The organism is Nitrincola alkalilacustris, assembly GCF_008973755.1.
Taxonomy (GTDB): Bacteria; Pseudomonadota; Gammaproteobacteria; order Pseudomonadales; family Balneatricaceae; genus Nitrincola; species Nitrincola alkalilacustris.
The window spans coordinates 417,421-441,313 of the sequence record NZ_WBOM01000004.1 but is presented as its reverse complement, the minus strand read 5'-3'; the positions used below and the strand labels follow the sequence as shown (position 1 = coordinate 441,313).

22 protein-coding genes are annotated in these 23,893 nt (G+C 53.4%); 15 read left to right on the top strand and 7 right to left on the bottom strand.

The annotated features are described in order from the left end of the window. Positions 1 to 3 precede the first annotated feature (3 nt). Genes F7R27_RS09935 through miaB form a run of 4 tightly spaced genes read right to left on the bottom strand, consistent with a single transcriptional unit; the run spans position 4 to position 3,697 of the window. The gene (locus tag F7R27_RS09935) at positions 4 to 846 is read right to left on the bottom strand and encodes an HlyC/CorC family transporter (protein ID WP_151704087.1); all 843 of its coding nucleotides are present in this window, start codon (positions 844 to 846) and stop codon (positions 4 to 6) included. Positions 847 to 854: 8 nt separating this feature from the next. After that, positions 855 to 1,310, bottom strand: a complete 456-nt coding sequence (ybeY, locus tag F7R27_RS09930; RefSeq protein ID WP_151704086.1) for an rRNA maturation RNase YbeY — start codon at positions 1,308 to 1,310, stop codon at positions 855 to 857. After that, the gene (locus F7R27_RS09925; RefSeq protein WP_151704085.1) at positions 1,307 to 2,329 is read right to left on the bottom strand and encodes a PhoH family protein; all 1,023 of its coding nucleotides are present in this window, start codon (positions 2,327 to 2,329) and stop codon (positions 1,307 to 1,309) included. Before F7R27_RS09925 ends, ybeY begins: the two co-directional genes overlap by 4 nt. An 18-nt stretch (positions 2,330 to 2,347) precedes the next feature. Next, positions 2,348 to 3,697 (bottom strand): tRNA (N6-isopentenyl adenosine(37)-C2)-methylthiotransferase MiaB, encoded by a 1,350-nt coding sequence (gene miaB / locus F7R27_RS09920; RefSeq protein ID WP_151704084.1) that lies wholly within the window; start codon positions 3,695 to 3,697, stop codon positions 2,348 to 2,350. Between the two features lie 279 nt (positions 3,698 to 3,976). On the opposite strand from miaB, the gene chrA reads away from it, so the two are divergent. Both chrA and F7R27_RS09910 read left to right on the top strand, forming a co-directional pair. Further along, positions 3,977 to 5,176, top strand: a complete 1,200-nt coding sequence (gene chrA / locus F7R27_RS09915) for a chromate efflux transporter (protein ID WP_151704083.1) — start codon at positions 3,977 to 3,979, stop codon at positions 5,174 to 5,176. A gap of 132 nt (positions 5,177 to 5,308) precedes the next feature. Next, positions 5,309 to 5,632: a DUF1820 family protein gene (locus F7R27_RS09910; RefSeq protein WP_151704082.1), complete on the top strand. Its 324-nt coding sequence runs from the start codon at positions 5,309 to 5,311 to the stop codon at positions 5,630 to 5,632. A gap of 82 nt (positions 5,633 to 5,714) precedes the next feature. On the opposite strand, the gene F7R27_RS09905 is transcribed toward F7R27_RS09910, so the two are convergent. Beyond that, positions 5,715 to 6,164, bottom strand: a complete 450-nt coding sequence (locus F7R27_RS09905; RefSeq protein WP_151704081.1) for a hypothetical protein — start codon at positions 6,162 to 6,164, stop codon at positions 5,715 to 5,717. A 120-nt stretch (positions 6,165 to 6,284) separates the two neighbouring features. Beyond that, the gene (gene epmB, locus F7R27_RS09900) at positions 6,285 to 7,307 is read right to left on the bottom strand and encodes an EF-P beta-lysylation protein EpmB (RefSeq protein ID WP_151704080.1); all 1,023 of its coding nucleotides are present in this window, start codon (positions 7,305 to 7,307) and stop codon (positions 6,285 to 6,287) included. Positions 7,308 to 7,559: 252 nt separating this feature from the next. Between epmB and F7R27_RS09895 the strand changes: the two genes are divergently transcribed. The 4 genes from F7R27_RS09895 (at position 7,560) to epmA (ending at position 12,008) form a co-directional block, all read left to right on the top strand. Beyond that, positions 7,560 to 9,422 carry a putative bifunctional diguanylate cyclase/phosphodiesterase gene (locus F7R27_RS09895; RefSeq protein ID WP_151704079.1) on the top strand — a complete coding sequence of 621 codons (1,863 nt, stop codon included), beginning with the start codon at positions 7,560 to 7,562 and terminating at the stop codon, positions 9,420 to 9,422. Continuing rightward, positions 9,422 to 10,336 carry an exo-alpha-sialidase gene (locus F7R27_RS09890; RefSeq protein WP_151704078.1) on the top strand — a complete coding sequence of 305 codons (915 nt, stop codon included), beginning with the start codon at positions 9,422 to 9,424 and terminating at the stop codon, positions 10,334 to 10,336. The genes F7R27_RS09895 and F7R27_RS09890 overlap by 1 nt, the downstream gene beginning before the upstream one ends. A 147-nt stretch (positions 10,337 to 10,483) precedes the next feature. Further along, positions 10,484 to 11,047 carry an elongation factor P gene (gene efp, locus F7R27_RS09885; RefSeq protein ID WP_151704077.1) on the top strand — a complete coding sequence of 188 codons (564 nt, stop codon included), beginning with the start codon at positions 10,484 to 10,486 and terminating at the stop codon, positions 11,045 to 11,047. Further along, complete coding sequence (gene epmA / locus F7R27_RS09880; protein ID WP_151704076.1) at positions 11,031 to 12,008, top strand: EF-P lysine aminoacylase EpmA; 978 nt, start codon at positions 11,031 to 11,033, stop codon at positions 12,006 to 12,008. Before efp ends, epmA begins: the two co-directional genes overlap by 17 nt. On the opposite strand, the gene F7R27_RS09875 is transcribed toward epmA, so the two are convergent. Next, complete coding sequence (locus tag F7R27_RS09875) at positions 12,009 to 13,163, bottom strand: MalY/PatB family protein (RefSeq protein ID WP_151704075.1); 1,155 nt, start codon at positions 13,161 to 13,163, stop codon at positions 12,009 to 12,011. A 380-nt stretch (positions 13,164 to 13,543) separates the two neighbouring features. On the opposite strand from F7R27_RS09875, the gene F7R27_RS09870 reads away from it, so the two are divergent. From F7R27_RS09870 to F7R27_RS09830, 9 genes are all read left to right on the top strand, one after another. Continuing rightward, positions 13,544 to 15,082: a 2-isopropylmalate synthase gene (locus F7R27_RS09870; protein ID WP_151704074.1), complete on the top strand. Its 1,539-nt coding sequence runs from the start codon at positions 13,544 to 13,546 to the stop codon at positions 15,080 to 15,082. Positions 15,083 to 15,158: 76 nt separating this feature from the next. Continuing rightward, entirely contained in the window at positions 15,159 to 16,061 is a 903-nt protein-coding gene (locus F7R27_RS09865) for a uracil-DNA glycosylase family protein (RefSeq protein ID WP_151704073.1), read from the top strand. Beyond that, on the top strand, positions 16,051 to 16,539 hold the full coding sequence (gene rimI / locus F7R27_RS09860) for a ribosomal protein S18-alanine N-acetyltransferase (RefSeq protein WP_168927475.1): 489 nt from the start codon (positions 16,051 to 16,053) through the stop codon (positions 16,537 to 16,539). The genes F7R27_RS09865 and rimI overlap by 11 nt, the downstream gene beginning before the upstream one ends. Positions 16,540 to 16,553: 14 nt before the next feature. Next, on the top strand, positions 16,554 to 17,222 hold the full coding sequence (locus F7R27_RS09855) for an energy-coupling factor ABC transporter permease (protein ID WP_151704071.1): 669 nt from the start codon (positions 16,554 to 16,556) through the stop codon (positions 17,220 to 17,222). A gap of 131 nt (positions 17,223 to 17,353) precedes the next feature. Then, positions 17,354 to 17,806, top strand: coding sequence for a c-type cytochrome (locus F7R27_RS09850; RefSeq protein WP_168927474.1), 453 nt, complete (start codon positions 17,354 to 17,356; stop codon positions 17,804 to 17,806). Positions 17,807 to 18,002: 196 nt separating this feature from the next. After that, positions 18,003 to 18,386: a response regulator gene (locus F7R27_RS09845; RefSeq protein WP_151704069.1), complete on the top strand. Its 384-nt coding sequence runs from the start codon at positions 18,003 to 18,005 to the stop codon at positions 18,384 to 18,386. Then, positions 18,379 to 20,034: a diguanylate cyclase gene (locus tag F7R27_RS09840; protein WP_151704068.1), complete on the top strand. Its 1,656-nt coding sequence runs from the start codon at positions 18,379 to 18,381 to the stop codon at positions 20,032 to 20,034. Before F7R27_RS09845 ends, F7R27_RS09840 begins: the two co-directional genes overlap by 8 nt. Positions 20,035 to 20,126: 92 nt before the next feature. After that, positions 20,127 to 22,526 (top strand): ATP-binding protein, encoded by a 2,400-nt coding sequence (locus F7R27_RS09835; RefSeq protein WP_240776326.1) that lies wholly within the window; start codon positions 20,127 to 20,129, stop codon positions 22,524 to 22,526. Between the two features lie 196 nt (positions 22,527 to 22,722). Continuing rightward, positions 22,723 to 23,880 (top strand): methyl-accepting chemotaxis protein, encoded by a 1,158-nt coding sequence (locus tag F7R27_RS09830; protein ID WP_151704067.1) that lies wholly within the window; start codon positions 22,723 to 22,725, stop codon positions 23,878 to 23,880. Positions 23,881 to 23,893: the final 13 nt, after the last annotated feature.

The following is a 23,893-nucleotide window of genomic DNA, read 5'->3' as shown; positions in this document are numbered from 1 at the left end:
TGTTTACTCGACTAACGGTGAAACCTGCAGCAGGCGAATGCGGCGGTCATCTGCAGACAGGACGGTAAAGGTCAGGCCATGCAGCGTCACCTTTTCATTTCTTTCCGGTAGCCTCCCGAAGCGCTGGGTTACGATACCGCCTATGGTGTCGAACTCCTCATCAGAGAAGTCGGTATGGAAAAACTCATTGAAGTCATCAATCGGTGTCAGTGCCTTGACGATGAATCCGTCATCCTCAAGTGACTTGATGTTGCCCTCATCATCATCGTCGTCATGTTCATCCTCTATCTCGCCGACGATCTGCTCCAGTACATCCTCAATGGTGATCAGCCCGGATACGCCACCATACTCATCCACAACGATCGCCATATGATTACGTGTGCCGCGGAACTCTCGAAGCAGCACGTTGAGGCGTTTGCTCTCGGGTATGAATACGGCGCTACGCAGGCATTGACTGATTCTGAACTCATCCAGGTTGCCCTGAAGCATATAGGGCAGCAGATCCTTGGCCAGCAGAATGCCGACAACTTCGTCAGGGTTCTCGCCAGCTACCGGAAAGCGTGAGTGTGCGGTTTCAATCAGAATCGGCAGAAACTCGCTCGCGGTCTGATTGATCTGCACCAGGGTCATTTGGGAGCGGGGTACCATGGCATCACGCACCTTCATGTCCGATACCTGCAGTGCTCCTTCAATGATCGACATGGCGTCATTGTCCAGAACACCGGCTTCGGCCGCTTCATATAAACCGTTGATCAGATCTTCTTTGGTCGGTGGTTCGTCCGAGAACGCCTGGGCCAGTTTGCCGAGCCAGCCTTTTGGGCTGGCTCCCGATCGGTCTTCGCTCATAGTATCCTCTAAGCGGATTGGTAGGGGTCTGGGATATTCAGTCGAGACAATATGGTGCACTCCAGTGTCTCCATCTCCTCGGCCTCATCGTCATTTATATGATCGAAACCGATAAGATGCAAGGTTCCGTGAATCACCATATGCGCCCAGTGATGCAGCAGGGGCTTGGATTGTTCCTCTGCCTCCCTGGCGACGACATCGGCACAGATCACCAGATCACCGATCAGATCAACGGCAATGCCAGGGGGCGACTCAAATGGAAAGGACAGCACATTGGTCGAGCTATCCTTGCCACGCCAGGTGTTGTTCAGCTCCCGGCTCTCCACTTCATCTACCAGGCGAATGCACACTTCTGCACGATCGCGCTGGCCGTCCAGCGCAGCCCTGACCCAGGTGTTGAACTGGTCGGCGTCGGGGAGCTGTTTTGCCTCAGTGGCGATCTGCAGGTCAACGAACAGATTCATTTCGCCAGCTCTCCCTGATGCTTGAGCTTCTGTTTTCTGGCTTCGCGCTGCTCATAACGCTCATAGGCCAGAACAATATGCTGAACCAGTGGATGGCGAACGACATCCTGTGCAGTGAAGTGGGTGAAGCCTATCCCTTCGACCCCATCCAATACTTCCATGGCATGAATCAGCCCCGAGCGTGTCCCTTTGGGCAGGTCGATCTGGGTGATGTCGCCGGTGATGACGGCGGTGGAGCCAAAGCCGATACGGGTCAGGAACATCTTCATCTGTTCGCTGGTGGTGTTCTGACTTTCATCCAGTATGACAAAACTGCCATTCAGTGTCCGGCCACGCATATAGGCCAGTGGCGCGACTTCGATGACGTTTTTCTCAATCAGCTTGGCAACCTTCTCAAAACCGATCATCTCGAACAGGGCGTCATACAAGGGGCGCAGGTATGGATCGACCTTCTGTGCCAGATCGCCGGGCAGAAAGCCCAGTTTCTCACCGGCTTCAACTGCCGGGCGTACCAGCAGAATGCGGCTCACCTCTTCGCGCTCCAGTGCTTCCACAGCGCAGGCTACCGCAAGATAGGTTTTGCCGGTTCCGGCCGGGCCGATACCGAAGTTGATATCGTGGCGGCGGATCGAGCGGACATAGCCTTGCTGATTGCCTCCACGGGGCATGATCTGCATCTTGCGGATACGGATTCTGCAGTCTGCGAAATCGGCGGACTCCGGCAGACGAGGGGCTATACCTGTGTGCTGCAGGCTGAGATGGATATCATCCGGCGTCAGCTGTTTGCCATTGCAGGCTTCGGTATACAGGCGCTCCAGAATGCCTTGTGCCACGATCAGTGCGGTGTTATCTCCCAGCAACTGAAACTGGTTACCGCGGTTGCGAATTTCGATATCCAGGCGCTGCTCGATCAGGCGCAGGTGCTCATCCAGCTGGCCGCACAGGTTGGCCAGGCTGCCCGGATGATCCGGTTCAAGCACGAGGTTGACCGACTCTTTCTTTGACGCGTCGTTTGACAAAATGTGGTCCTGAATCTGTTAGTGAAGCTGGTCCAGCTCAGAGCTGACAAGCTCGCCGACCAGAGAATTTGCATAGGCCTGGACAATACGTACATCGGCAAAGTGGCCGATCAGGTCCGGATTATCGCAGCGGAAGTTGACAACACGGTTATTCTCGGTGCGGCCAGAGAGCTGCCCCGGGTCTTTCTTTGAATAGCCATTGACCAGAATGCGCTGCACACTGTCGACCATGCGACGGCTGATCTGCATCGCCTGCAGGGTGATGCGGTCCTGCAGAATCTTCAGGCGCTGTTTTTTCAGTTCATCCGCAACATTGTCGGGCAGATCGGCTGCCGGTGTGCCGGGACGACGGCTGTAAACAAAGCTGAAAGAGGTATCAAAACCTATCTCATGGATCAGGTTCATGGTGGCTTCAAAGTCCGCCTCGGTTTCGCCGGGGAAGCCAATGATGAAGTCTGAGGAGAAGCTGATCTCCGGGCGTAACTTGCGGATACGGCGCAGTTTGGATTTGTACTCAAGCACCGTGTGGCCGCGCTTCATTGCCATCAGAATGCGATCGGAACCGCTCTGAACCGGCAGGTGCAGGTGGCTGACCAGCTCTGGAACCTCATCATACACATTGATCAGACTTTCGCTGAACTCCACGGGATGTGATGTGGTGAAGCGGATGCGATCAATACCGTCTATTCTGGCCACATAACGGATCAGTTCAGCCAGATCGGCGCTGTCGCCGTCGCTGGTGTCGCCGCGATAGGCGTTCACGTTCTGGCCCAGCAGGTTGACCTCACGCACGCCTTGCTCTGCCAGTTCACGGCATTCATTGAGTACGTCCTGCAGTGGTCGGCTGACCTCTTCGCCGCGAGTATAAGGCACGACGCAGAAAGTGCAGTATTTGCTGCAGCCTTCCATGATCGATACAAAGGCTTCGGCACCCTCTACCCGTGGTGCTGGCAGATGGTCAAACTTTTCGATTTCGGGGAAGCTGACATCGACGATTCCCACCACACCCTTGCGTGACTCATTGATCATTTCGGGCAGGCGATGCAGTGTCTGGGGTCCGAAAATCATATCAACATAGGGAGCACGGTCGCGAATCGCCGAACCTTCCTGGCTGGCAACACAGCCGCCGACTCCGATCACCAGGTCAGGACGCTTCTCTTTCAGCTTGCGCCAGCGGCCGAGCTGATGGAACACCTTATCCTGAGCCTTTTCACGAATCGAGCAGGTGTTCAGCAGCAGAACGTCCGCTTCATCAGGGTTGTCGGTCAGCTCCAACTCGTGGCTCTCGTTCAGAAGATCGGCCATGCGAGAGGAATCATACTCGTTCATCTGACAACCATGTGTCTTGATAAACAGCTTTTTCGCCATGAATCACCTGTGTTGCATTGGGTAGTTTTTTACAAGGGGACAAATTATACCGGAGGTGGGCTACTCAGGCTATCAATTGGATGTTAATTGGATATTAATTGATCAAGGGTTGCGATCCGTTGGCATGCAGAAGGCAGATTGCAACGTTTGACGAGTAATATGTGCAGTTATATAACGAAAACCGATATTGCCATTCGTTATACTGGATCAGAATAGGCGTGCTGATCCAGTGAAGTATCATGATCATGTCTGACAGAATGAAAACAGGGAGTCCACTTGATGTCTGAGCTAAAACAACCCACAGGTGGAGTCTGGGAGGTATTCGGTGCTTTCCTCATGCTGGGTTTGACCTCCTTTGGTGGACCTGTCGCCCATTTGGGTTATTTCCGTACAGAATTCGTTGCCCGTCGGCGCTGGTTATCTGAGCAGGCTTACGCCGACCTGGTCGCCCTGTGCCAGTTTTTGCCGGGACCAGCCAGTAGTCAGGTTGGCTTCGCGCTGGGGTTGATGCGAGCCGGCCCTTGGGGTGCTGCTGCCGCCTGGACAGCCTTTACCTTACCCTCGGCTATAGTTTTGCTGCTCTTTGCCCTGGGTGCAGGCCTGCTCGATGGCCCAGTCAGCCAGGGCATTATTCATGGACTGAAAGTAGTGGCTGTGGCTATTGTGGCTCATGCCGTATGGGGAATGGCCCGTAACCTGTGTCCTGACCGGCAACGAGCCGGTATCGCGCTGGTAGCAGTCTTTACCGTGATACTGGTCAGCGGTCCACTGGGGCAGGTTTCAGCGATTCTGATAGGCGCTCTCGGAGGGATGGCGCTGTGTCGAACACACAACGAACCTGCCGCCTGTCAGTTTGAAATGCCGGTATCGCGAAGAGCGGGCAAGGTTGCCCTCATCATTTTTGTGGCCCTTTTTCTTGGTCTGCCGCTGTTAGCCTGGACAAGTCCGTCGGGAATGATAGCGATGCTCGATGCCTTCTATCGTGCCGGTGCTCTCGTATTCGGCGGCGGGCACGTGGTGCTGCCGTTGCTGGAAGCAGAGGTGGTGCAGTCGGGCTGGGTAACGGCAGATGAGTTTCTGGCCGGCTATGGTGCGGCCCAGGCTGTTCCTGGCCCTCTTTTTACCTTTGCAGCTTATCTGGGGGCAGTTATTGAACCGGCACTGGGCGGTCTGGCAGGTGCTGCCATGGCACTGGTTATAATTTTCGTCCCGGGTATGCTGCTGCTTGTGGCTGTGTTGCCTTATTGGAACAGCTTCAGACGTGTGGATGGTGCTCAGGCGCTGATGCGAGGTGCAAATGCTGCAGTGGTAGGCATTCTGGGCGCTGCGCTTTATCAGCCAGTCTGGACCAGTGCCATTATCGGCCCGTATGAGTTTGTGTTGGCGTTGACGGGTTTTCTCTTGCTCAGCATCTGGAAGCTGCCCGCCTGGGCGGTGGTGGTTATCCTGGCAGGGGGCGGTATCCTGATAGCCCCATAAGATGCCTGCAGGATACACTTTGCAGTCACGGACTCAGGGCCAGGCTTCCGTTGTGCAGCCAAGGGGATTGTAAATGGCAAATCAGCCCCCATATTGGCGTAAAGGCTTTTTAGATGGAGATATAACACTCAAATGGCTGCAGATGACCGTATTTACCGGGTAACCTTTGTCAATCAGGACAAGGTGTATGAGCTTTATGTCCGCCATGTGTATCAGAGTGAGGTGTGGGGATTCATTGAGCTGGAGGGGTTTGTCTTCGGTTCTCGTACGGAGTTGCTGGTTGATCCGGGTGAGGAAAAGCTGAAGCAGCAGTTTGCCGAGGTGAAGCGTTCATTCATTCCTGTTCAGGCTGTGATTCGAATTGATGAAGTACAGCAGGAGGGCGTGGCCAAGATAATGGATGTCAAGGGCAGTGTGACCCCTTTTCCTGTGATGCCGCCCAGACGTGAAAAATGATTGAACAAGACCCGGCAGTAAGTTGCCGGGTCTTGTAGGCTATCCTTATTCAGAGCGGTGTACTCTCGGACAGCCTGCTGCATCAAATGCAGTTGTTCTGAGCTTCGCTGCTGGGCAGAACCGCAATCTGGTCGGCATGATAGAACTCAACCAGACCATTGATGTAGATCACTTCGGCCCCTTCGATCTCGAAACAGGCCAGATCCAGATTCTGCCAGAGCTGCTCCCAATGGCGGCTTCCGCTGCTTTGACCCGGTGTGAAGGGGCCTGCTATGCGCAACCAGGTGTTGGGGTCACCGGATTTTTTCGAGTGAACGACACGGCCCTGTGAGTCATAGGCGGTTGTCTTGAACATCACATACTCGAGAATCCCGTCGGTCGCATTGACAAAGTCAATGAACGCACCGGCATCGCCACGTCCTGTAGGCTGTTCCGGGTACATCTGACTGATCAGCAACGCCGGTTTGATTTCTGGCACTGCGGGCGGAGGAGGTGGCGGAACGACAACGATTTCAGGTTCTTCTTTCTTCATGAAACTGCAGGCGCTGAGAAGTAGCGTGGCGGTTAATACTGCACATCCGCGCACCAGCGATCTCTTCAATACATTGCATGTATTCGGTTTCATCACACACCACTCCGACTGTGTAGATTGTTACTCATTAACGTGAACCTGTATGGGGGCCAGAATCGTTTTTGCTTTCCGGCCTGGAATTTCTCGTGCCAGGCGTGGTACCAGATAGCCTGGTAACTGTGTCTGTAACTCACCGATCAGGTGCTGTGCTTCCTGATCGGGCAGATCAAAATGTGCGCTTCCTTCGACCGGGTCCAACAGGAACAGGTAGTAGGGCAGCACACCACACTCAAAAAGCGCTTCACTGAGTGATTTCTGATCGCTGATAGTAGCATTAATCCCCCGTAACAGAACAGCCTGATTAAGTACGGTTATGCCTTTGTCGCGCAGGTGTTTAATGGCCTCAGCAACAGATTGATCTATCTCGTTAGCATGGTTGATATGCAACACCATCACACATCTGAGTCGGTTTGTGGCAAGCGCTTGTGTCAACTCTGGTGTGATGCGCTGTGGTATCACCACTGGCATCCGGCTATGGATGCGCAGGCGTTTCAGTTGTGGGATCTGTTCCAGATCGCGCAGCATCTGAATGATTCTGCGATCAGGTGTTGCCAGCGGATCGCCACCCGAGAGGATAACTTCGGTCACTTCCGGGTGTCGACGAATATAGTCCAGCAGCCTCTGCCACTGTTCAGTGCCTATCTGATTCTCTTCGTAGGGAAAATGGCGGCGAAAACAGTAGCGGCAATTGATGGCACAGGCGCCGCTGAGAATCAGCAGTACACGGTCACGGTATTTGTGAACCAGTCCTGGCTCGGGATTGCTGCTCATCTCCGCCAGCGGGTCTGTCATGTATCCCGGTTGCGATACCATCTCCTGCCCGATCGGCAGAATCTGCTTCAGCAGCGGATCATCCGGATCACCCTTGCGAATCCGTGCCAGATAAGGTGCAGGCACCTTCAGCGAAAAGGCCCGGCTGGCTTCCCACGTATCAGGCAGCAGCGTTTCGGGCAGTTCGAGCAAACGGATAAGTTCTGCCGGGTCGGAGACAGCCTCGCGTAGCGTTTGCTGCCAGGGTTCGGGCAGATAGAGGGGTGACGACATCAGAGTGTGGTTTCAGAAAAACAGTTGGATTGCCGGCATTCTGATCTTCGCGCGCAACAGTGTCAATCCTGCTTCTGTTATCAGGTGCCCGGTTATTCCATGATGGATTGTGTAAAAAAAAATATTGTTGCTAGTATGGAAGAGGCGGGGCTGTTTTTGATAATCGGCTGATTATTCCGGCTGACTTGCCGCTATGTGACTGGTGATTCGTGTATGGAATGCGTTGGATAGAGCAGCGGTGGGAGTCGGTTGATGAGTGAGCGAGTGGCGATACAGGAAGAGCTGAGGAACCGTCTTGAGTTTGAGCGCCATATCACTCAGGTTTCCACTCATCTGTTGAATGTCAAACCGGATGGTTTTGCACAGTCGATTGATGCGGCACTTGCCGATATTGGTGTTTTTTTCAAGGTGGACAGGGCTTATCTCTTTGCTATAGATCATGGTCAACAGACGCACAGCCTGACCCATGAGTGGTATGCGGCGGGTATTCAATCCGAGAGGGCGAATCTTCAGAATATACCTGTGTCCAGGTTTCCCTGGGTCATGAAAAAACTGTTTGATAATCAAGTGGTCCACATTCCTGATGTTGAGGAGCTGCCAATCGGGGCCGTGAATGAGCAGGAGGAGTTCAGGCGTGAAAGAATTCAGTCACTGATCCTGGTTCCTCTTTTTCAGGCAGAACAGATTACCGGTTTTTTCGGGCTTGATGCGGTCAATCACAAGCAGATCTGGTCTGAGGATATTCAGGTGTCGCTGCGTTTGCTGGGACAGGTGTTTGCCAATGCATTTGCAGCAAACAAGCTGGACCTGAAGATGCAGAGGCTGGCCTATCACGACGCGCTTACCGGCCTGCCCAATCGTAAACTGATGGAGGACAGGCTGGTCCAGGCGGTAGCCCGTGCAGGGCGCAAACAGAGCCGCCTTGCAGTTCTGCTGCTCGATCTGGATGACTTCAAACTGGTGAATGACACCCTTGGCCATGCGGCAGGTGATGACCTCTTGTGTCAGGTTGCGCATCGGCTGGAGCTGATGGTGCGAGAGAACGATACAGTGGCTCGTATGGGGGGAGATGAATTTGTTTTTCTCGTCGAAGTGGATGAGTCAGACGATGCCTCCGAAATCGCCGAAAGGGTGCTGCATGAGGTGAGTGCGCCGGTCGAGATAAATGGCCACAGGATTGTCACGCATCTGAGTATTGGTATCAGTCTTTATCCCGAGGATGGAGAAAGCCCGGAAAGCCTGCTGCGCTATGCTGATATTGCGATGTACTCGGCCAAAACGAGTGGAAAAAACCGTTTTGCCTATTTCGATTCCAGCATGGATGATCATGCTCAGGAGGTAATGAGTCTCAGGTTTGAACTGGGCGAGGCCATCAGTCGCAAGGAATTGATGCTGCGTTATCTTCCCTGTGTGGACCTGAACAGTATGCAGGTCTGTGGTGTTGAGGCATTGGTTCGGTGGGATCATCCTGAAAAGGGCGTTTTGGAGCCCGGTAGTTTTCTACCGCTGGCAGAGCGCAGCGACCTGATAGGGCGAATTGATCATTGGGTAACCCGGTCTGTACGTGACAGGCTGGCACATTGGCTGTCAGTGCAACCGGCAATGAGGATCACGATGAACCTGTCGGCACGAGAGCTGTATTCACGGCCGCAGCTGGATCATCTGATCCACCGGCTACTGACACTGTTTGATGATCCTTCCTGTATCGAGCTGGATGTAGCCGAGTCTTCTGTACTGCTGAATCTGGAGCTGGCGTTTGAGCACCTGAATCTGATCAGGCAGAAAATACCCGAAATTCGTATTGCGATCGATGATTTTGGTGAACAGGCGACGACCTTGTCCAGAATACATGAATGGCCGGTGGACACGCTCAAACTGGCGCCTGTTTATCTGAGCAATCTCAATGATGGTGAAAAAGCAGTGGGGGTTTTGCATTCGCTGATACAGCTGGGGCAGAATCTTGGCTTGTGCGTCGTGGCGGAAGGTGTTGAGACAGCCGCGCAGTGTGATCTATTGAAACGCCTGGGGTGCGAAAGAGCACAGGGTTACTTTTTCAGTAACCCCTTATCATCAGAGCAACTCGATACCTGGCTTGTGGAAAAGGGAAAGGCTTGATGCAGTGTGAAGTGGAAAGGATATGGGATCATGCTCCACATAACGCGTTTACAGATCTGATTCGATTCAAGGATCGCTGGTTGTGTGTTTTCCGCGAAGGTGAAAATCATATTTCGCCCGATGGTGCCATTCGTGTGCTGGTATCAGACGCAGGGCGAGAGTGGCAGCCGGCTGCATTGATAACCTCAGATGACTCGGACCTGCGTGATCCGAAGCTCAGTATCACACCACAGGGACAATTGATGCTCTGTGCTGCTGAAAAACCTCATGACACGACACGCTTTTCGCATCAGTCTCTGACCTGGTTCTCGGATGATGGAATCCACTGGAGTGAAAAGCATGCGGTTGGCGATCTCGGTTTCTGGCTCTGGCGTGTTACCTGGCATGGTGATCGGGCCTATGGTGTGGCCTATCGAACGGGCAAGGGGGTCAAGCGCTCGGTGCGTCTGTATCAAAGCGATGATGGCAGGACGTTTGAGACACTGCTGGATACCCTTTATGACGAAGGCTACCCCAACGAAAGTGCCATGGTTTTTGAGTGTGATACCGCACTGTGTCTGCTGCGACATGATGGCGTGCCGGTGAATGGTCTGCTGGGCACGGCACAGCCCCCCTACCTTGACTGGCAGTGGCGGGACCTGGGTGTCAGGATCGGTGGGCCGGCGCTGCTGCGTTTGCCGGATGGGCGCTATGTGGCAGCGGTGCGGCTCTATGATGAAAGAGCACGTACCTCCCTGTGCTGGCTGGACACAGAAGCTGGCACGCTGAGCGAGTTTCTGGAGCTGCCATCGGGTGGTGATACCAGCTATGCCGGTATGGTGTTCCATGAGCAGCAGCTCTGGGTCAGTTATTACTCCTCGCATGAAGAGAAGACCGCTATCTATCTTGCGCGTGCTACCTTGCCTGATGCCTGATCCTTGATTGGCTCCACCTCTTGTCGGATCAGAAAAGCGGATGATTGGCGTATCTGAGGGTTTGCAGTAGAATACACGCCAATCATTTCCCGGCCTGCTGTCGGGAGCGACAGTTACGCACAAATCAGACTGACAACGGGAAACACAATGGCAACCTATTCAAGCAACCAGTTTAAAAACGGCCTCAAAGTGATGCTGGATGGCGACCCCTGCTCCATGGTGGATGTAGAGTTCGTCAAGCCCGGCAAGGGGCAGGCGTTCACCCGTGTCAGACTGCGCAACCTGATCTCCGGTCGAGTCTGGGAGCGCACCTTCAAATCGAACGAGTCGATTGAGGGCGCAGACGTCATGGATCAGGATATGGAGTATCTCTACAGTGATGGTGAGATGTGGCACTTCATGGACCCGAACTCCTTTGAGCAGTTTGCTGCAGACAAGGCGGCTATCGGAGATTCGGCCAAGTGGATGAAAGAGGGCGACAAGTGCATCATCACCCTGTGGAATAACAACCCCATCTCCGTTACACCGCCCAACTTCGTTGAGCTGGAAGTGGTCGAGACAGATCCCGGTCTGAAAGGTGATACCGCGCAGGGCGGCTCCAAGCCTGCAACCCTGAGCACAGGTGCTGTGGTGCGTGTGCCACTGTTTATTGAGCGTGGTCAGAAGCTGAAGATCGACACTCGTACCGGTGAGTATGTCAGCCGCGCCTGATCACCACTGGGAACCCACCGCTTCCATCGAACACCTGCGCCGTCGCGCTGCGATTCTGTCCTCTATCCGAGACTTTTTCGCAGCCCGCCAGGTGATGGAAGTGGATACCCAGATCCTGTCTCACTGCGCTGTCAGTGATCCTTTCATAGATTCCATCGAAGCGAATTTTAATCTGATCGGCTCTGATCAGATGCAGTCACTGTATCTGCAGACCTCACCCGAATTTGCGATGAAGCGTCTGCTGGCGGCGGGTGCCGGTTCCATCTACCAATTGGGTAAGGTGTTTCGAAACGGTGAAGTGAGTCCTCGGCATAACCCCGAATTCACCATGCTTGAGTGGTATCGCATCGGTTTCGATCATTGGCAGTTGATGAATGAGGTTGAGGCGCTGGTGCTGTCGGTGCTGCCTGATCTGACGATTCGACGCATCAGCTATCGTGATCTGTTTCTGAACCATCTGGATATTGATCCGCATCAGGCAAGTGTTGCTCAGCTCAGTCGCCTGTGCCGAGCGCATATTGATGCCCCCTTTGAGGATGATGATCCGGATACCTGGCGTAATCTGTTGATGTCGCATCTGATAGAGCCAGCGCTGGAAGAGGGGGTCTTTGTTTATGGATTCCCTGCCTCGCAGGCGGCGCTGGCGCGAGTTGAGCGGGATGAAACCGGTATTGAGGTGGCGACCCGATTCGAGCTGTTTGTCGATGGTCTGGAGCTGGCCAACGGTTATTATGAGTTGACTGATGCGGCTGAGCAGGCGCGCCGTCTGGCGGCTGATCAGCAGCAGCGTGAACGCCTGCAGTTACCGCAACGGCCTACCGAACAGCGGCTGGTTGCGGCCTTGCAGCAGGGCTTGCCGGAGTGTGCCGGGGTTGCTCTGGGGGTGGATCGCCTGGTGATGCTGGCGCTGGGCGCCAGTGATATCGCTCAGGTGATCCCCTTTGCCTTTAATCGCGCCTGATCAGACCGGCAGGTGATTCAGCAGGCTGCGGCGTATCCGCTCGACAGCCTGTTCCAGTATTCTGCGCGGGCAGCCGAAGTTCAGACGCATGAAACGCGAGTCACCAAAATCCCTCCCTGGCGACATGCCAACACCCGCCTGCTCAAAGAAGTGCTGCGGATTTTCCAGCTTGGCAGCACTGACATCGATCCAGGCCAGGTAGGTTGCCTCGATCGGATTCAGGGACAGGCCCGGTATCGCATTGATCTCATTCACCAGATAGTCACGATTGCCGCGCAGGTAGTTCAACTGCGCACGATTCCACTCATCACCATCACGAAAGGCTGCGATGGCTGCGGTGTAACCCAGCAGGTTGACGTCCGGCACTATCCCCTTGCGCACCTGCTGAAAGCGCTGGCGAATCTCGGGGTTATCGATCACCGCATAGGCGCAACCGAGGCCAGCGATATTAAACGTCTTGCTCGGGGCCATCAGAGTGATGGTGCGCTGCGCGATCTCATCATTCAGGCTGGCCAGCGGTATGTGCTGGATACCCGGTTCCAGCAGCAGTTCGCAATGCACTTCGTCGGAGCAGATGATGAGGTCGTGACGGATGACCAGATCGGCCAGTACCTGAAGCTCTTCCCGCCGGTAAACGGTGCCGCCGGGGTTGTGTGGGTTGCAGAACAGCAGCAGTTTGCTGTCGGGCGTGATCAGCGATTCGAGCGCGTCAATATCAAGGGTGTAGCGTTGCTGCTCGAGCTTCATCGGGACCGTGATCAACTCGCGCTGAGACAGTCTTGGGGAAGACATGAAGGGCGGATAGATCGGTGTGGGTGTCAGTACGGCAGTGCCAGTATCCCCCACGGCACGACAGGCAAGATGCAGTCCGCAGACCAGACTGGGCAGCCAGACAAGACTATCGGTGTTGATCTGCCAGTTGTACATGCTCTGCATGCGATGGATGACCAGTTCGTTCAACTCCTGAGGGGTGTTGGTATAGCCGAAAATACCGTGATCTATGCGTTTGTGCAGCGCTTCGAGCACGGCTGGCGGTGCCATGAAATCTGTATCGGCCACCCACATTGGCAGCACTTCACTGTCCTTGTAACGCTCCCACTTTTCGCTGGCGGTGTTACGCCTGTCGATCAGACGGTCGAACTCTTTTTCGGTCATCCGTATAACTCCTGTCGCTGGTGACTGTTTTCTGGAATAGTAAAGGCTGTCGGTCAGCTTTGGAAAACTTAAAAATCGCGGGGGTTGCAAATCACAGCACCGGCGGTATAGTTGATTCAAGCTCAATTATAAACGTTGAATAAATGCCATGCGACTTTCAGAGCGAAACATGAACACAGCCCAGACCCTTGCCGATGCAACAGTATCTGCACGGGTAAAGTTCATGTCTTACCCCCTGCTGTCTCTGCTGCTACTGCCTTAGGGCAGACTATTATCTTTTCTCTCATCCCTGCGTCAAAAATACAGTAAAATAGAAACAATATTCTGATGCTGAACCTGTATACGACCGGTGCAGCACCGACAGAGCTGGAGTGTTTCCCATGAGCAACAATCGAGTCATTATCTTTGATACCACTTTGCGTGACGGTGAGCAGAGCCCCGGCGCGTCCATGACGCGTGACGAAAAGCTGCGTATTGCACGTCAGCTTGAGAAGCTGCGTGTCGATGTCATAGAAGCCGGTTTTGCCATAGCAAGCCCCGGCGATTTCGCGGCCGTCAAGGCGATTGCCGACACGATCAAAGAGAGCACGGTCTGCTCTTTGTCCCGTGCGCTGGACGCTGATATCGATCGCGCCGGGGAGGCGCTGGTCAATGCCAACTCCGGACGTATTCATACCTTCATCGCGACATCCCCGATCCATATGAAGTTCAAGCTGCAGATGGAACCTGATCAGGTGGTTGAGAATGCGGTCAGAGCGGTCAAACGTGCCCGCAATCTGATAGACGATGTTGAGTTTTCGCTTGAAGATGCCAGCCGTTCCGAACTGGACTTCATGTGTCGCATCATCGAAAAGGTGATCGATGCCGGAGCGCGTACAATCAATATTCCCGATACAGTGGGATATGCCGTACCGCAGGAGTTTGGCCATACCATCGCCCAGTTGCTGAATCGTATTCCCAATGCCGACAAGGCGATCTTCTCGGTCCATTGTCATAACGATCTCGGTCTGGCTGTCGCCAACTCCCTGTCGGCCCTGTCTGCCGGTGCACGTCAGGTGGAATGTACCATTAATGGCTTGGGTGAGCGCGCCGGTAACGCCTCACTTGAAGAGATCGTGATGGCGCTGCGTACCCGCAAGGATGTGCTGGGGCTCGAAACCGGTATCGAAACCACTCAGATTCTGCCAGCCTCGCGACTCGTATCCAGTATCACGGGTTTTGTGGTGCAGCCGAACAAGGCGATCGTCGGTGCGAACGCCTTTGCTCATGAGTCAGGCATCCATCAGGATGGTATGCTCAAGAATCGTGAAACCTACGAGATCATGACAGCACAGGATGTCGGCTGGAACACCAATCGCATGGTGCTGGGTAAGCTGTCTGGCCGTAATGCGTTTCGTGCCCGTCTGGAGGAGCTGGGCAACAGCTTCAATTCCGATGCTGAGCTGAACGATGCCTTTGCCCGATTCAAGGAGCTGGCCGACAAGAAAAGTGAGATCTTTGATGAGGATCTGATTGCGCTGGTCAGTGAGGCGCGTGTCGGCACAGGTGCTGAACGCTTCCGCCTGAGCAGCCTCAAGGTGACGTCACAGACAGGCGAAACACCGGTGGCGAATCTGGTGGTGATGGTCGATGGTGTTGAACATCAGGTTGAGGGTACCGGCAGTGGTCCGGTTGATGCGGCGCTGAAGGCGATCGAGTCAGTGGTTGAGTCAGGCAGCAGTCTGCAGCTCTATTCCGTTAATGCAATCACCAGCGGTACCGATTCGCAGGGCGAAGTGACGGTACGTCTGGAAAAAGGTGGTCGTATCGTTAATGGCCTGGGCGCGGATACCGATATCATCATCGCATCGGCAAAAGCCTACATTCATGCCCTGAACATGCTGGATGCGAACATCGAAAAAGCGCATCCGCAGGTTTGATGCGCTTTTATCCAATCAGGGGCCGTGGCTTTACCCCTAATCGATGTTCGTGTTTTCGGCAGAAGACGAGGTGAGGATGCATAACGCGCTGGAACAGCAAAGGCACCAGTATCTGGATGCCATGGGGATAGCCAGTTGGCTGCCCCGTGTTGATCTGCCAGGTGCCGCGCCCTCTGCCGACTGGGTGTTTGCCTTTCGAACAGGGCAGGTCGCTATCGAGGCCCTTGAGGCAGCAGGGGAATCGGCGTTCGATGCCGACTCTCCCGTCGAGGTGGATCACACCACAGGCCAGAACGCACTGCGACAGCTTGCCGGTCTGGCGGCCGGAGCCGGATCTGATAAAGCGTCTCGTCCAGATAAACAGCTAAAGCCTGCGACGACACCTGTCGTGCAGGAAGAGATACTCAAAACGCCACTGCCATCCAGTCAGGTTCAGGATGCAGTGGTGGCCGATCCTCCGTCCAGCACGTCGCCTGCGAACAACCGTGTGCAGCCCCCACCACGCTTTCGTCTTGCCTTTATCAAGGCTGGCGATATGCTGGTGGTGGATGCCTTGCCACCACATGCACGGCAGGGATTCAGCCCGCTGCATCAGCGGCTTTTGCAGCGCATAGTACAGGCCCTGAATGTCAGTGATCAGCAAGGATTGCCGCAGTTTCTTTCCTGGCCGATGCTGGCCAGTAAAACACTGAACCAGGGGCCTGATGAAGCACGTCGCTCGGTTGAGCGTCTGCTGGGTTATCAGCTCACGCCCGAGATCTCCCGGGTGCTGCTGCTGGGTGAGCCGGCCGCACGCTGGGTGCTGGCGCGTGATGAGCCTCTGGATCAACTGCGAGGCCTCTCTTTCACGCTGAAACCCGGAGTCAAGGTTGTGGCTAGTCATAGCCTCAGCGAACTGCTGCAGTTGCCTGAGTACAAGGCTGATCTGTGGCGGGATCTGCAGCCACTGCATCAGGCTGCCACTTCCAGTGAGCGTTGATACTCCTCTGGCAGATCTGTTGCTGTGTGAGCTCACACCTGATGATCTGCCAGCGGCCATTGTGCTGGATGCCGAAGCCTTTGATGATCCCTTCTCCGAGAGCTTGTGGCAATCACTGCTGGAAGGGAGAGGCTGCGCCTGGTTACTGCGTGAAGACCATGATACTCCTGTTCTTGCCTTCGCGCTGTTCAGCTGTGTGCTGGACGAAGCTGAGTTATTGCGTATTGCCGTGAGTCCGGATTTTCAGGGCAGGGGATGTGGTCGTCAGCTGATACAGGGAGCGCTCTCTTTTTTGCAACAGCGCGGGTGTTGTCGTGTGATGCTGGAGGTGCGACGCTCCAATCTCGCTGCGATCCGACTGTATGAACACTGTGGTTTTGTTCTGGAGGCGGTGCGTAAGGCATACTATGTGGATAGTGCTGGCGTTGAGGATGCACTGATCTATATTTGTACCCTGGCCCAGCCAGGTGATAGTTGATCTGAGAGGTTGGCATGGGGATCACCACTGCGCTGTTGAGTCCGGTCTGGATCTGGAGCGCACATCTGTTGCTGGTTTTGCTGCTGATACCGACTCTTTTGCACTTGCCCTGGTCTGTACTGCTGCGTGAACGGGGTATTCAACATCTGCTGTTTGGGTCGGCCATGATTCTGGTGTTGATGTGGAGTTTTCGGGCCGGTATCTCGCCGGGGCTCTCCATCCACTTTCTGGGCATGACTGCGTTGACGCTGATGTTCGGCTGGGATCTGGCGATTGTCGCAGGGCTTCTGGCGCTGGCAGGTCTGACGCTGACTGGCCGTGAAAGTTGGGAGCTGTTTTCTCTCAATGGTCTGTGCATGGTAGTGCTGCCAGCACTGATCAGCTATGGTGTGCTGCGTCTGGTGGAGCGACGTCTGCCAAAAAACTTCTTCATCTACATGTTTCTCTGCGCCTTTCTGGGCGCGGGGGTTGCCATTGCCGGATCCGGGCTGAGTTACGCGCTGATCCTGTGGCTGGATGACGTGTACCCGTGGAGCCGGATCTATCAGGAGTACATTATCCTGCTGCCACTGATCATGCTGCCCGAAGGCTTGCTCAATGGCATCATCATGACCGGTATGATGGTGTTCCACCCGGACTGGATTCGTACCTTTGATGCCCGCGCCTATATTGATGATCAATGAGTCGATGGAACTCAGGCAGCTCCACCCGGTCCCTGTCATAGAGTCTGTTGCCACAGACAGGCTCCGTGCCCATAGTCATGAACTACAAAACTATCCTGAACTACAAAACTGCATATCGACTGGAGACTCTTGTGACCCGTTTTTTTCTGCTTGTTCCACTGCTGTGCATGCTCAGTCTGTCTTTACAGGCACGTGAGTTGATCAAACCCGAAGATGCTGTCGAGTATCGTCAGGCCGCTTTTCAGGTGATTCGCTTTCAGTTCGGTGCCATGGCACAGATGATCCGGGGTGAAAGGGAGTTCACTAATGAAGAATTTCTGCAACGTTCTCAGGCGCTATATACCCTGATTCCGTTGGCGCACGAAGGGTTTATTGAAACCACTCGGAACGAAAGCGGGAGCCGGGCAGCGGATCGGTTATGGGATGAGCGGGAGCGTTTTGATCAGATAATGGCTCGTTTCGAGTCAGATACCGCTGAACTGGTCGAGGTGGCCGCAGACGGCTCGCAGCGACAGGTGCGTAATCAGTTTCGCCAGGCGATGCGTCACTGCAAGGCATGCCATGATCAGTATCGGATGGATTGAAGTTATCTGATAACGGTGATTGTTTCATCAATGTAACAACCGATGTTTGCAGTCCCTGCGTCAGTCTATTTCAGTCTTATATGCTTGCGTGAATTATGCCATGATGATTCCCTTTACCTGTAGTGCTATTCCTACTGGTCGCTGCCAGGCGGTCCATGCACTCGATTAAGTGTGTGTTGAATAACCAGGAGCCAATATGCAGTTGCAAAAACTGATGTACGTCGAAGACGATGAAGATATACAGGTGATTGCTCGTCTTGCACTGCAGACGGTTGGCGGTCTAGGCGTTGAAATCTGCTCATCCGGTGAGGAGGCTCTGGCTCGGATTGATGAGATAGCTCCGCAGATGATACTGCTGGATGTGATGATGCCGGGCATGGACGGGCCTGAGACTCTGAGGCATCTTCGGGACCTGCCTGAGTTTGCAGATACCCCAATTGCATTCATGACAGCCAAGGTACAGCCTCAAGAGGTGCAGTCCTTCATGAAGCTGGGTGCCTGTGCCGTTATTGCTAAGCCTTTTGATCCGATGACACTGGCACAGGAGGTGCGAAAAATCTGGGATACACTGCATGAGTGACTCTATCAAGGGTATAGATGAACAATTACAGGCACTGAATGAACAGTATAGAAAGCGTCTTGAGCGAACACTGGATGAGCTCGAGCAGAGCGCTCTTCAGCTGAGTGAAGGCATATTAACTGAGGAACTTTCAGAACCTCTGTTTCAGAAACTGCATAAACTCGCTGGATCTGCAGGAAGTTTTGGATACACACAGGTCAGTCAGCATGCGCATGCGTTGCATGCAATATTGGGCCAATGGCGTCAGACAGGATTGGCTGATGTGGATGCACTTCAGCTTGGGTCCTTTGCATCGGGCCTCATGGGCTTGAGGCAATACTTCGACTTGCGCACATGTGAGAGCAGCATACAGGCCGTCGCGTCTGATTCCCCGTCATCTGAGCACAAACATAGCATCTGGGTGGTGGAAGATGATCATGAAATGCGCGTATATCTTCAGCAGCAGTTAGAGGCCTATGGCTACGATGTCACCCCATTTGAATCACTGGCAGATGCAGAAGCTGCTTGTGAAGTGCAGCCTCCTCACCTTTTGTTGTTGGATATACTGTTTCCGGATGAAAGTCGGAATGCGACAGAGACTCTGCTGCAAAAATCACCACTGACACATCTGGGCTGTCCGCTGATTTTTATTTCGGCATATGATGAGTTTCATAGTCGTATTAGGGCGGCTCGGCTCGGTGCCGAGGGCTATTTTGTCAAGCCGCTTGATATGGTTCGCCTGGTTAACCGCATAGATCATTTGATTGATAAGCAGATGATGAGTCCAGAGCGAATCCTGATTGTTGAGGACGATCAACTTCTGGCCTCCCATTATCAACTGGTGCTTCAGCAGGCTGGTATGATCGCAGAAGTGCTGGATAATCCTGTTCAGATCATCGACACCCTCTCTTCCTTCAAGCCAGATCTGATCCTTATGGATGTCTACATGCCTGATTTCAGCGGACCAGAGTTGGCTGGTCTGGTCAGGCAATATGATCACTGGGCCAGTTTATCCATCGTTTATCTTTCAGCAGAAAGCGACCTGACCCGGCAGGTAGAAGCGATGCGTAACCGTGCGGATGATTTTATTATGAAGCCGGTGTCTGATCAGCAGCTGGTATCGGCTGTCAGAGTGCGAGTGGCCCGCTCGCGGGAACTTAACAATCTGATCATGCGCGACAGCCTCACCGGTCTGTTAAGACACGTCATGATCAAGGACGCTGCTGCGTCGGCGCTGGCGCGTGCCCAGCGCTATCAGTCGTCGGTCTGTTTTGCCATGCTGGATATCGATCATTTCAAAAATATCAATGACTCCTTCGGTCATGCCTGTGGTGATATGGTCATCTCATCCATTGCACTGCTTTTGAAGCAGCGCTTGAGGCAAACAGATATTATCGGTCGCTATGGTGGCGAAGAGTTTCTGGTGGTTTTGCCGGACTGTACTCCTGATGCGGCAGTGGAGCTGGTGAACAGCTTGCGTGTGGCTTTTTCCGAATTGCCATTCAGCTCCAATGGACGAACTTTTCATGTCACTTTTTCTGCAGGATTATCATGCTATGATTCATCTGCTGAGCAAAGCATAGAAGTGTTACTGGAACAGGCTGATCGGATGCTCTATCAGGCCAAGTCAGCAGGCCGTAACAGAGTGTGCATCAACGCCACCGAGTAACTGTTTAATTCGGGTCTTTTGAGTCACTGAATCTGGCATGACTGCAGAACTACTGTATCTCATAAAAAGTCGATTGGCAGTCAGGGTTTGCCATGATTAATCATAAAGGCTTCATGCCCCACAAATGGCTGGCTACTCTGCTCCTTTCCGTTCTGGCAGTAGCGGGTAACTACTTCAGCCTGCCACTGCTCTTTGGCCTGGATTTCATCTTCGGTTCTATTGCTGTGATGCTGGGAGTTGTTCTGCTCGGGATTTTTCCAGCGCTGATTATTGCAGTTATCGGAGGAGCCTACACCTTTATTATCTGGGGCACTCCCTATGCGATGGTTGTGTTTGCGTTTGAAGCGCTTTTTGTGGGATTGCTATTCAGGCGTGGTGTGGAGAACATCGTATTGGCAGATCTTGCCTACTGGTTGCTGATTGGCGGACCTCTTGCTTTGCTCTTGTATCGCAACCTGGTTGGATTGGAGTGGCATCAAACGATCATGGTGACATTGAAGCAGTTGATCAACGCCCTTTTCAATACATTGATTGCCAGTCTGTTCCTGATGCTATACCAGTTGTCAGCCATCAGGCATGCGTACATCAAGAGCAGAAAGCCTTCTCTCGGCAGTTTGCTGTTTCATGTGATGTTGACAGTGACATTTCTCGCAGGTGTTGCCCCCATCATTTATGAAGGCCATATCCAGAGGAATGAGCAGGAGGCATTCATGGCTGAGCGGCTGGGCGATAGATTAGACAACCTGGCCAGCCGACTTGAGTCTGACTATCTCCAAGATATAGAAAGGTATGATTATAACCTCAGCCGTGTACAGACCAGGGCAGAGCTTGGGCTTGCACTCGTATCACCAGATGGAAAGGTTTTGGCACACCGTGGTGATCTTCAGAGCATTCAAGTAGCGGCGAAGGGTTGGGTTGAAAAAGGTGGGCATGGGCTCTCGATCTGGCTGCCTGGTGAATCTATTTCGACAGTTGCACGCTGGAAAGAGGGGCGTTACTTCATTGACGCTCCCGTTGATGCCGTACCCGAAATTGCTAGTATTCGTGCAGAGTGGCCAGCAGCTCCCCTGGTCGCTCTCGTGGAGCAACAGCGAGTATTCTTATTTACGTTGCTGCTGGCAATCATCGCTTTTGCCACCCTGATTTCAGCAGGGCTCAGTCGTTGGATAAGTCGTCCACTATGTCAGTTGGATCAGGTCAGTAAAGGGTTGACCGCACAGATAGCGGAGGGTGTGCGCCCAAGCGTGCCGGACAGTCGTGTGCTGGAGTATTCCAACCTTGCACAGACTCTGCAGGCCATGAGTGAAACGCTTTCAGATAATTTTTATGAATTACGCCAAGCCAGAAGCGGCTTGGAGTCTGAGGTTCGCCATCGAACCCTCGAGCTTGCCGATACAGCAGAGCAACTTCAGAATGTGCTGGCTGCTGCATCAGAGTTTTCCATTATTGCAACAGATCGTACCGGGCTGATTACCCTTTTCAACTCAGGTGCTGAAAAGATGCTGGGTTATGAGGCTGATGATCTGATCGGCAAGGAAACACCTGCACTTTTGCATCTGCCTCAAGAGGTTCTGGCACGCTCGGCAGAGCTGAGTCGGCTGAAGGGCAAGAGCATAGAGGGCTTTCGTACATTTGTGGAGGTCGCAGAACAGGAGGGTTCTGAAACCAGAGAGTGGACCTATGTATGCAAGGATGGTCGGCATGTCCCTGTCTCGCTGACCGTAACTGCGCTGACAAACGCTGCGGGTGATATTTCCGGCTATCTTGGTATCAGTGAAGATATCACCGAGCGTAAGCGCATGGAGCTGATGAAAAGTGAATTTGTATCAACGGTCAGTCATGAGTTACGAACGCCTCTCACATCCATTTCAGGCGCACTCGGCCTTGTTGTGGGTGGCGCAGTCGGTGAGCTGTCGGATCAGGCCCGGCTGGTCTTGAATATTGCTCACGAAAACAGCAAGCGTTTGACCCATCTGATCAACGACTTGCTGGATATGGAAAGAATAGCCGCAGGCAAGCTGCAATTTTCTATGCAGATGCAACCCTTGCTTCCGCTTGTTAAACAGGCAGTAGACAGTCACCAGGCATACTGCGCTGACCGCCATGTTTCACTGGTACTGGACAGCACAACGACAGACGCCATGGTATATGTGGATAGCCAGCGTCTGCAGCAGGTGCTGGCTAACCTGCTGTCCAATGCCATCAAATTTTCACCAGAGGGTGAAAGTGTCCATATTACAGTAAAGCCAACAGCCAGCTGGGTCCGTGTGGCCGTTTCCGATCGAGGTGCTGGAGTACCTGAAGGTTTTCATTCACAAATTTTCCAGAAGTTTTCTCAAGCTGACAGCTCCGATGCGCGCAGGCAGGGAGGAACCGGACTCGGGCTTGCCATTGCACGGGAGTTGATCCAACAGATGGATGGCCGTATCGGCTTCAACTCCAAAGAAGGTGAAGGTGCGACCTTCTGGTTTGAGTTGCCGCTGCATGATTAGTCACCCTTCGGGTAGACTGGTTTCCGTCGGTGTCAGTATTCGGCCAGTGAATCTCTGGCTTGCTCTAGCCGCGATTGTTTCATAAATGTATCAAGATTGAGCCATAAGCAGTAAATAACTCCGGGTTACTGCTGCCGCTGCTGACCAATCAGACTAGAGTTCTAACCATTGTCATTTCAACAATGGGTTATTACTGATGCGAGTCTGGCTGTACCGTGTTCTGCTACTTGCAATTCCTGTTTCGGCCTGGGCCAGCGGTTACTGGTTACCGCTCGAATACGGGTTGGCATCAACTATCCTTCTGCTCTTTGTTCTTTGGCTGCTACTCAAGTCATCTGCTCGGTTTGCACGCCAACATCCCGCCGAATCAAAGGAGCCTCCTCCTGCTGAAGATGCAGTTGTGCCTGTACAGTATTTGGAGGCGGTTCATCATGTTCAGAATGTGATCTGTGACAGCCGCGACAGTCTGTCTGCACTTGAAACCGTCCAGATTGATGCATGCAGAACACTATCCAGTGCATTCCGAGAACTGGAAGTGCAACTGGGCGAGCAGCAGCAGACAATTCGTCATCTGTTGGGACTCGACACGTCAGGCAGTGGCGATGAAACGCTCAGCTGTCAAATGTCACGGTTTGCTGATGACACATCCAGTCTCTTGCGTCAGTTTGTTGATACGACCGTTGAAATGAGTTCAGCTTCAATGGGGTTGGTCGAACGCGTCGATAGCATTTCTGATGCGATGCCTGCAGTGATGAAACTACTGAAGGATATTGATGGCATCTCCGCACAAACCAACCTTCTTGCCTTGAATGCTGCAATAGAAGCGGCTCGTGCTGGTGACAGTGGTCGTGGCTTTGCAGTGGTTGCAGATGAGGTCAGAGCACTTTCTGTGCGCTCTGCCGGCTTCAGCGAAGCGATACAGGTGAAGCTCAAGGATATTGATGAGTCCATTCGTGCGCTGAGTGAAGAGGTGGGCATGAATGCGTCTCAGGATATGACCTATGTACTTGATGCTAAGCGTGATGTTGAGACAACGATTGAGTATCTGCTGCGTAAGACAGCAGAGGATGCCAGATGTGCTGAGCAGATACAGAGCAGTGCGGCTGCACTTGAATTTAATATTCATGAAGCCATTCGGGCATTGCAGTTTGAGGATATTGCTACTCAGAACCTGCGTTACAACCTGGGCTCACTCGATATCACTGTCGCCTTGCTGGATAAGCTTCGTCATCAGAGTCACTTATCCGAAACCCTTCATGAAGTTGTCGAGGAGGCGCGATTGCGGCTGGACAAACGTCCATCCAATCCTGTTGCCGCACAATCGATGAGCAGTGGCGAAATAGAGCTTTTTTGATGATAACTCCATG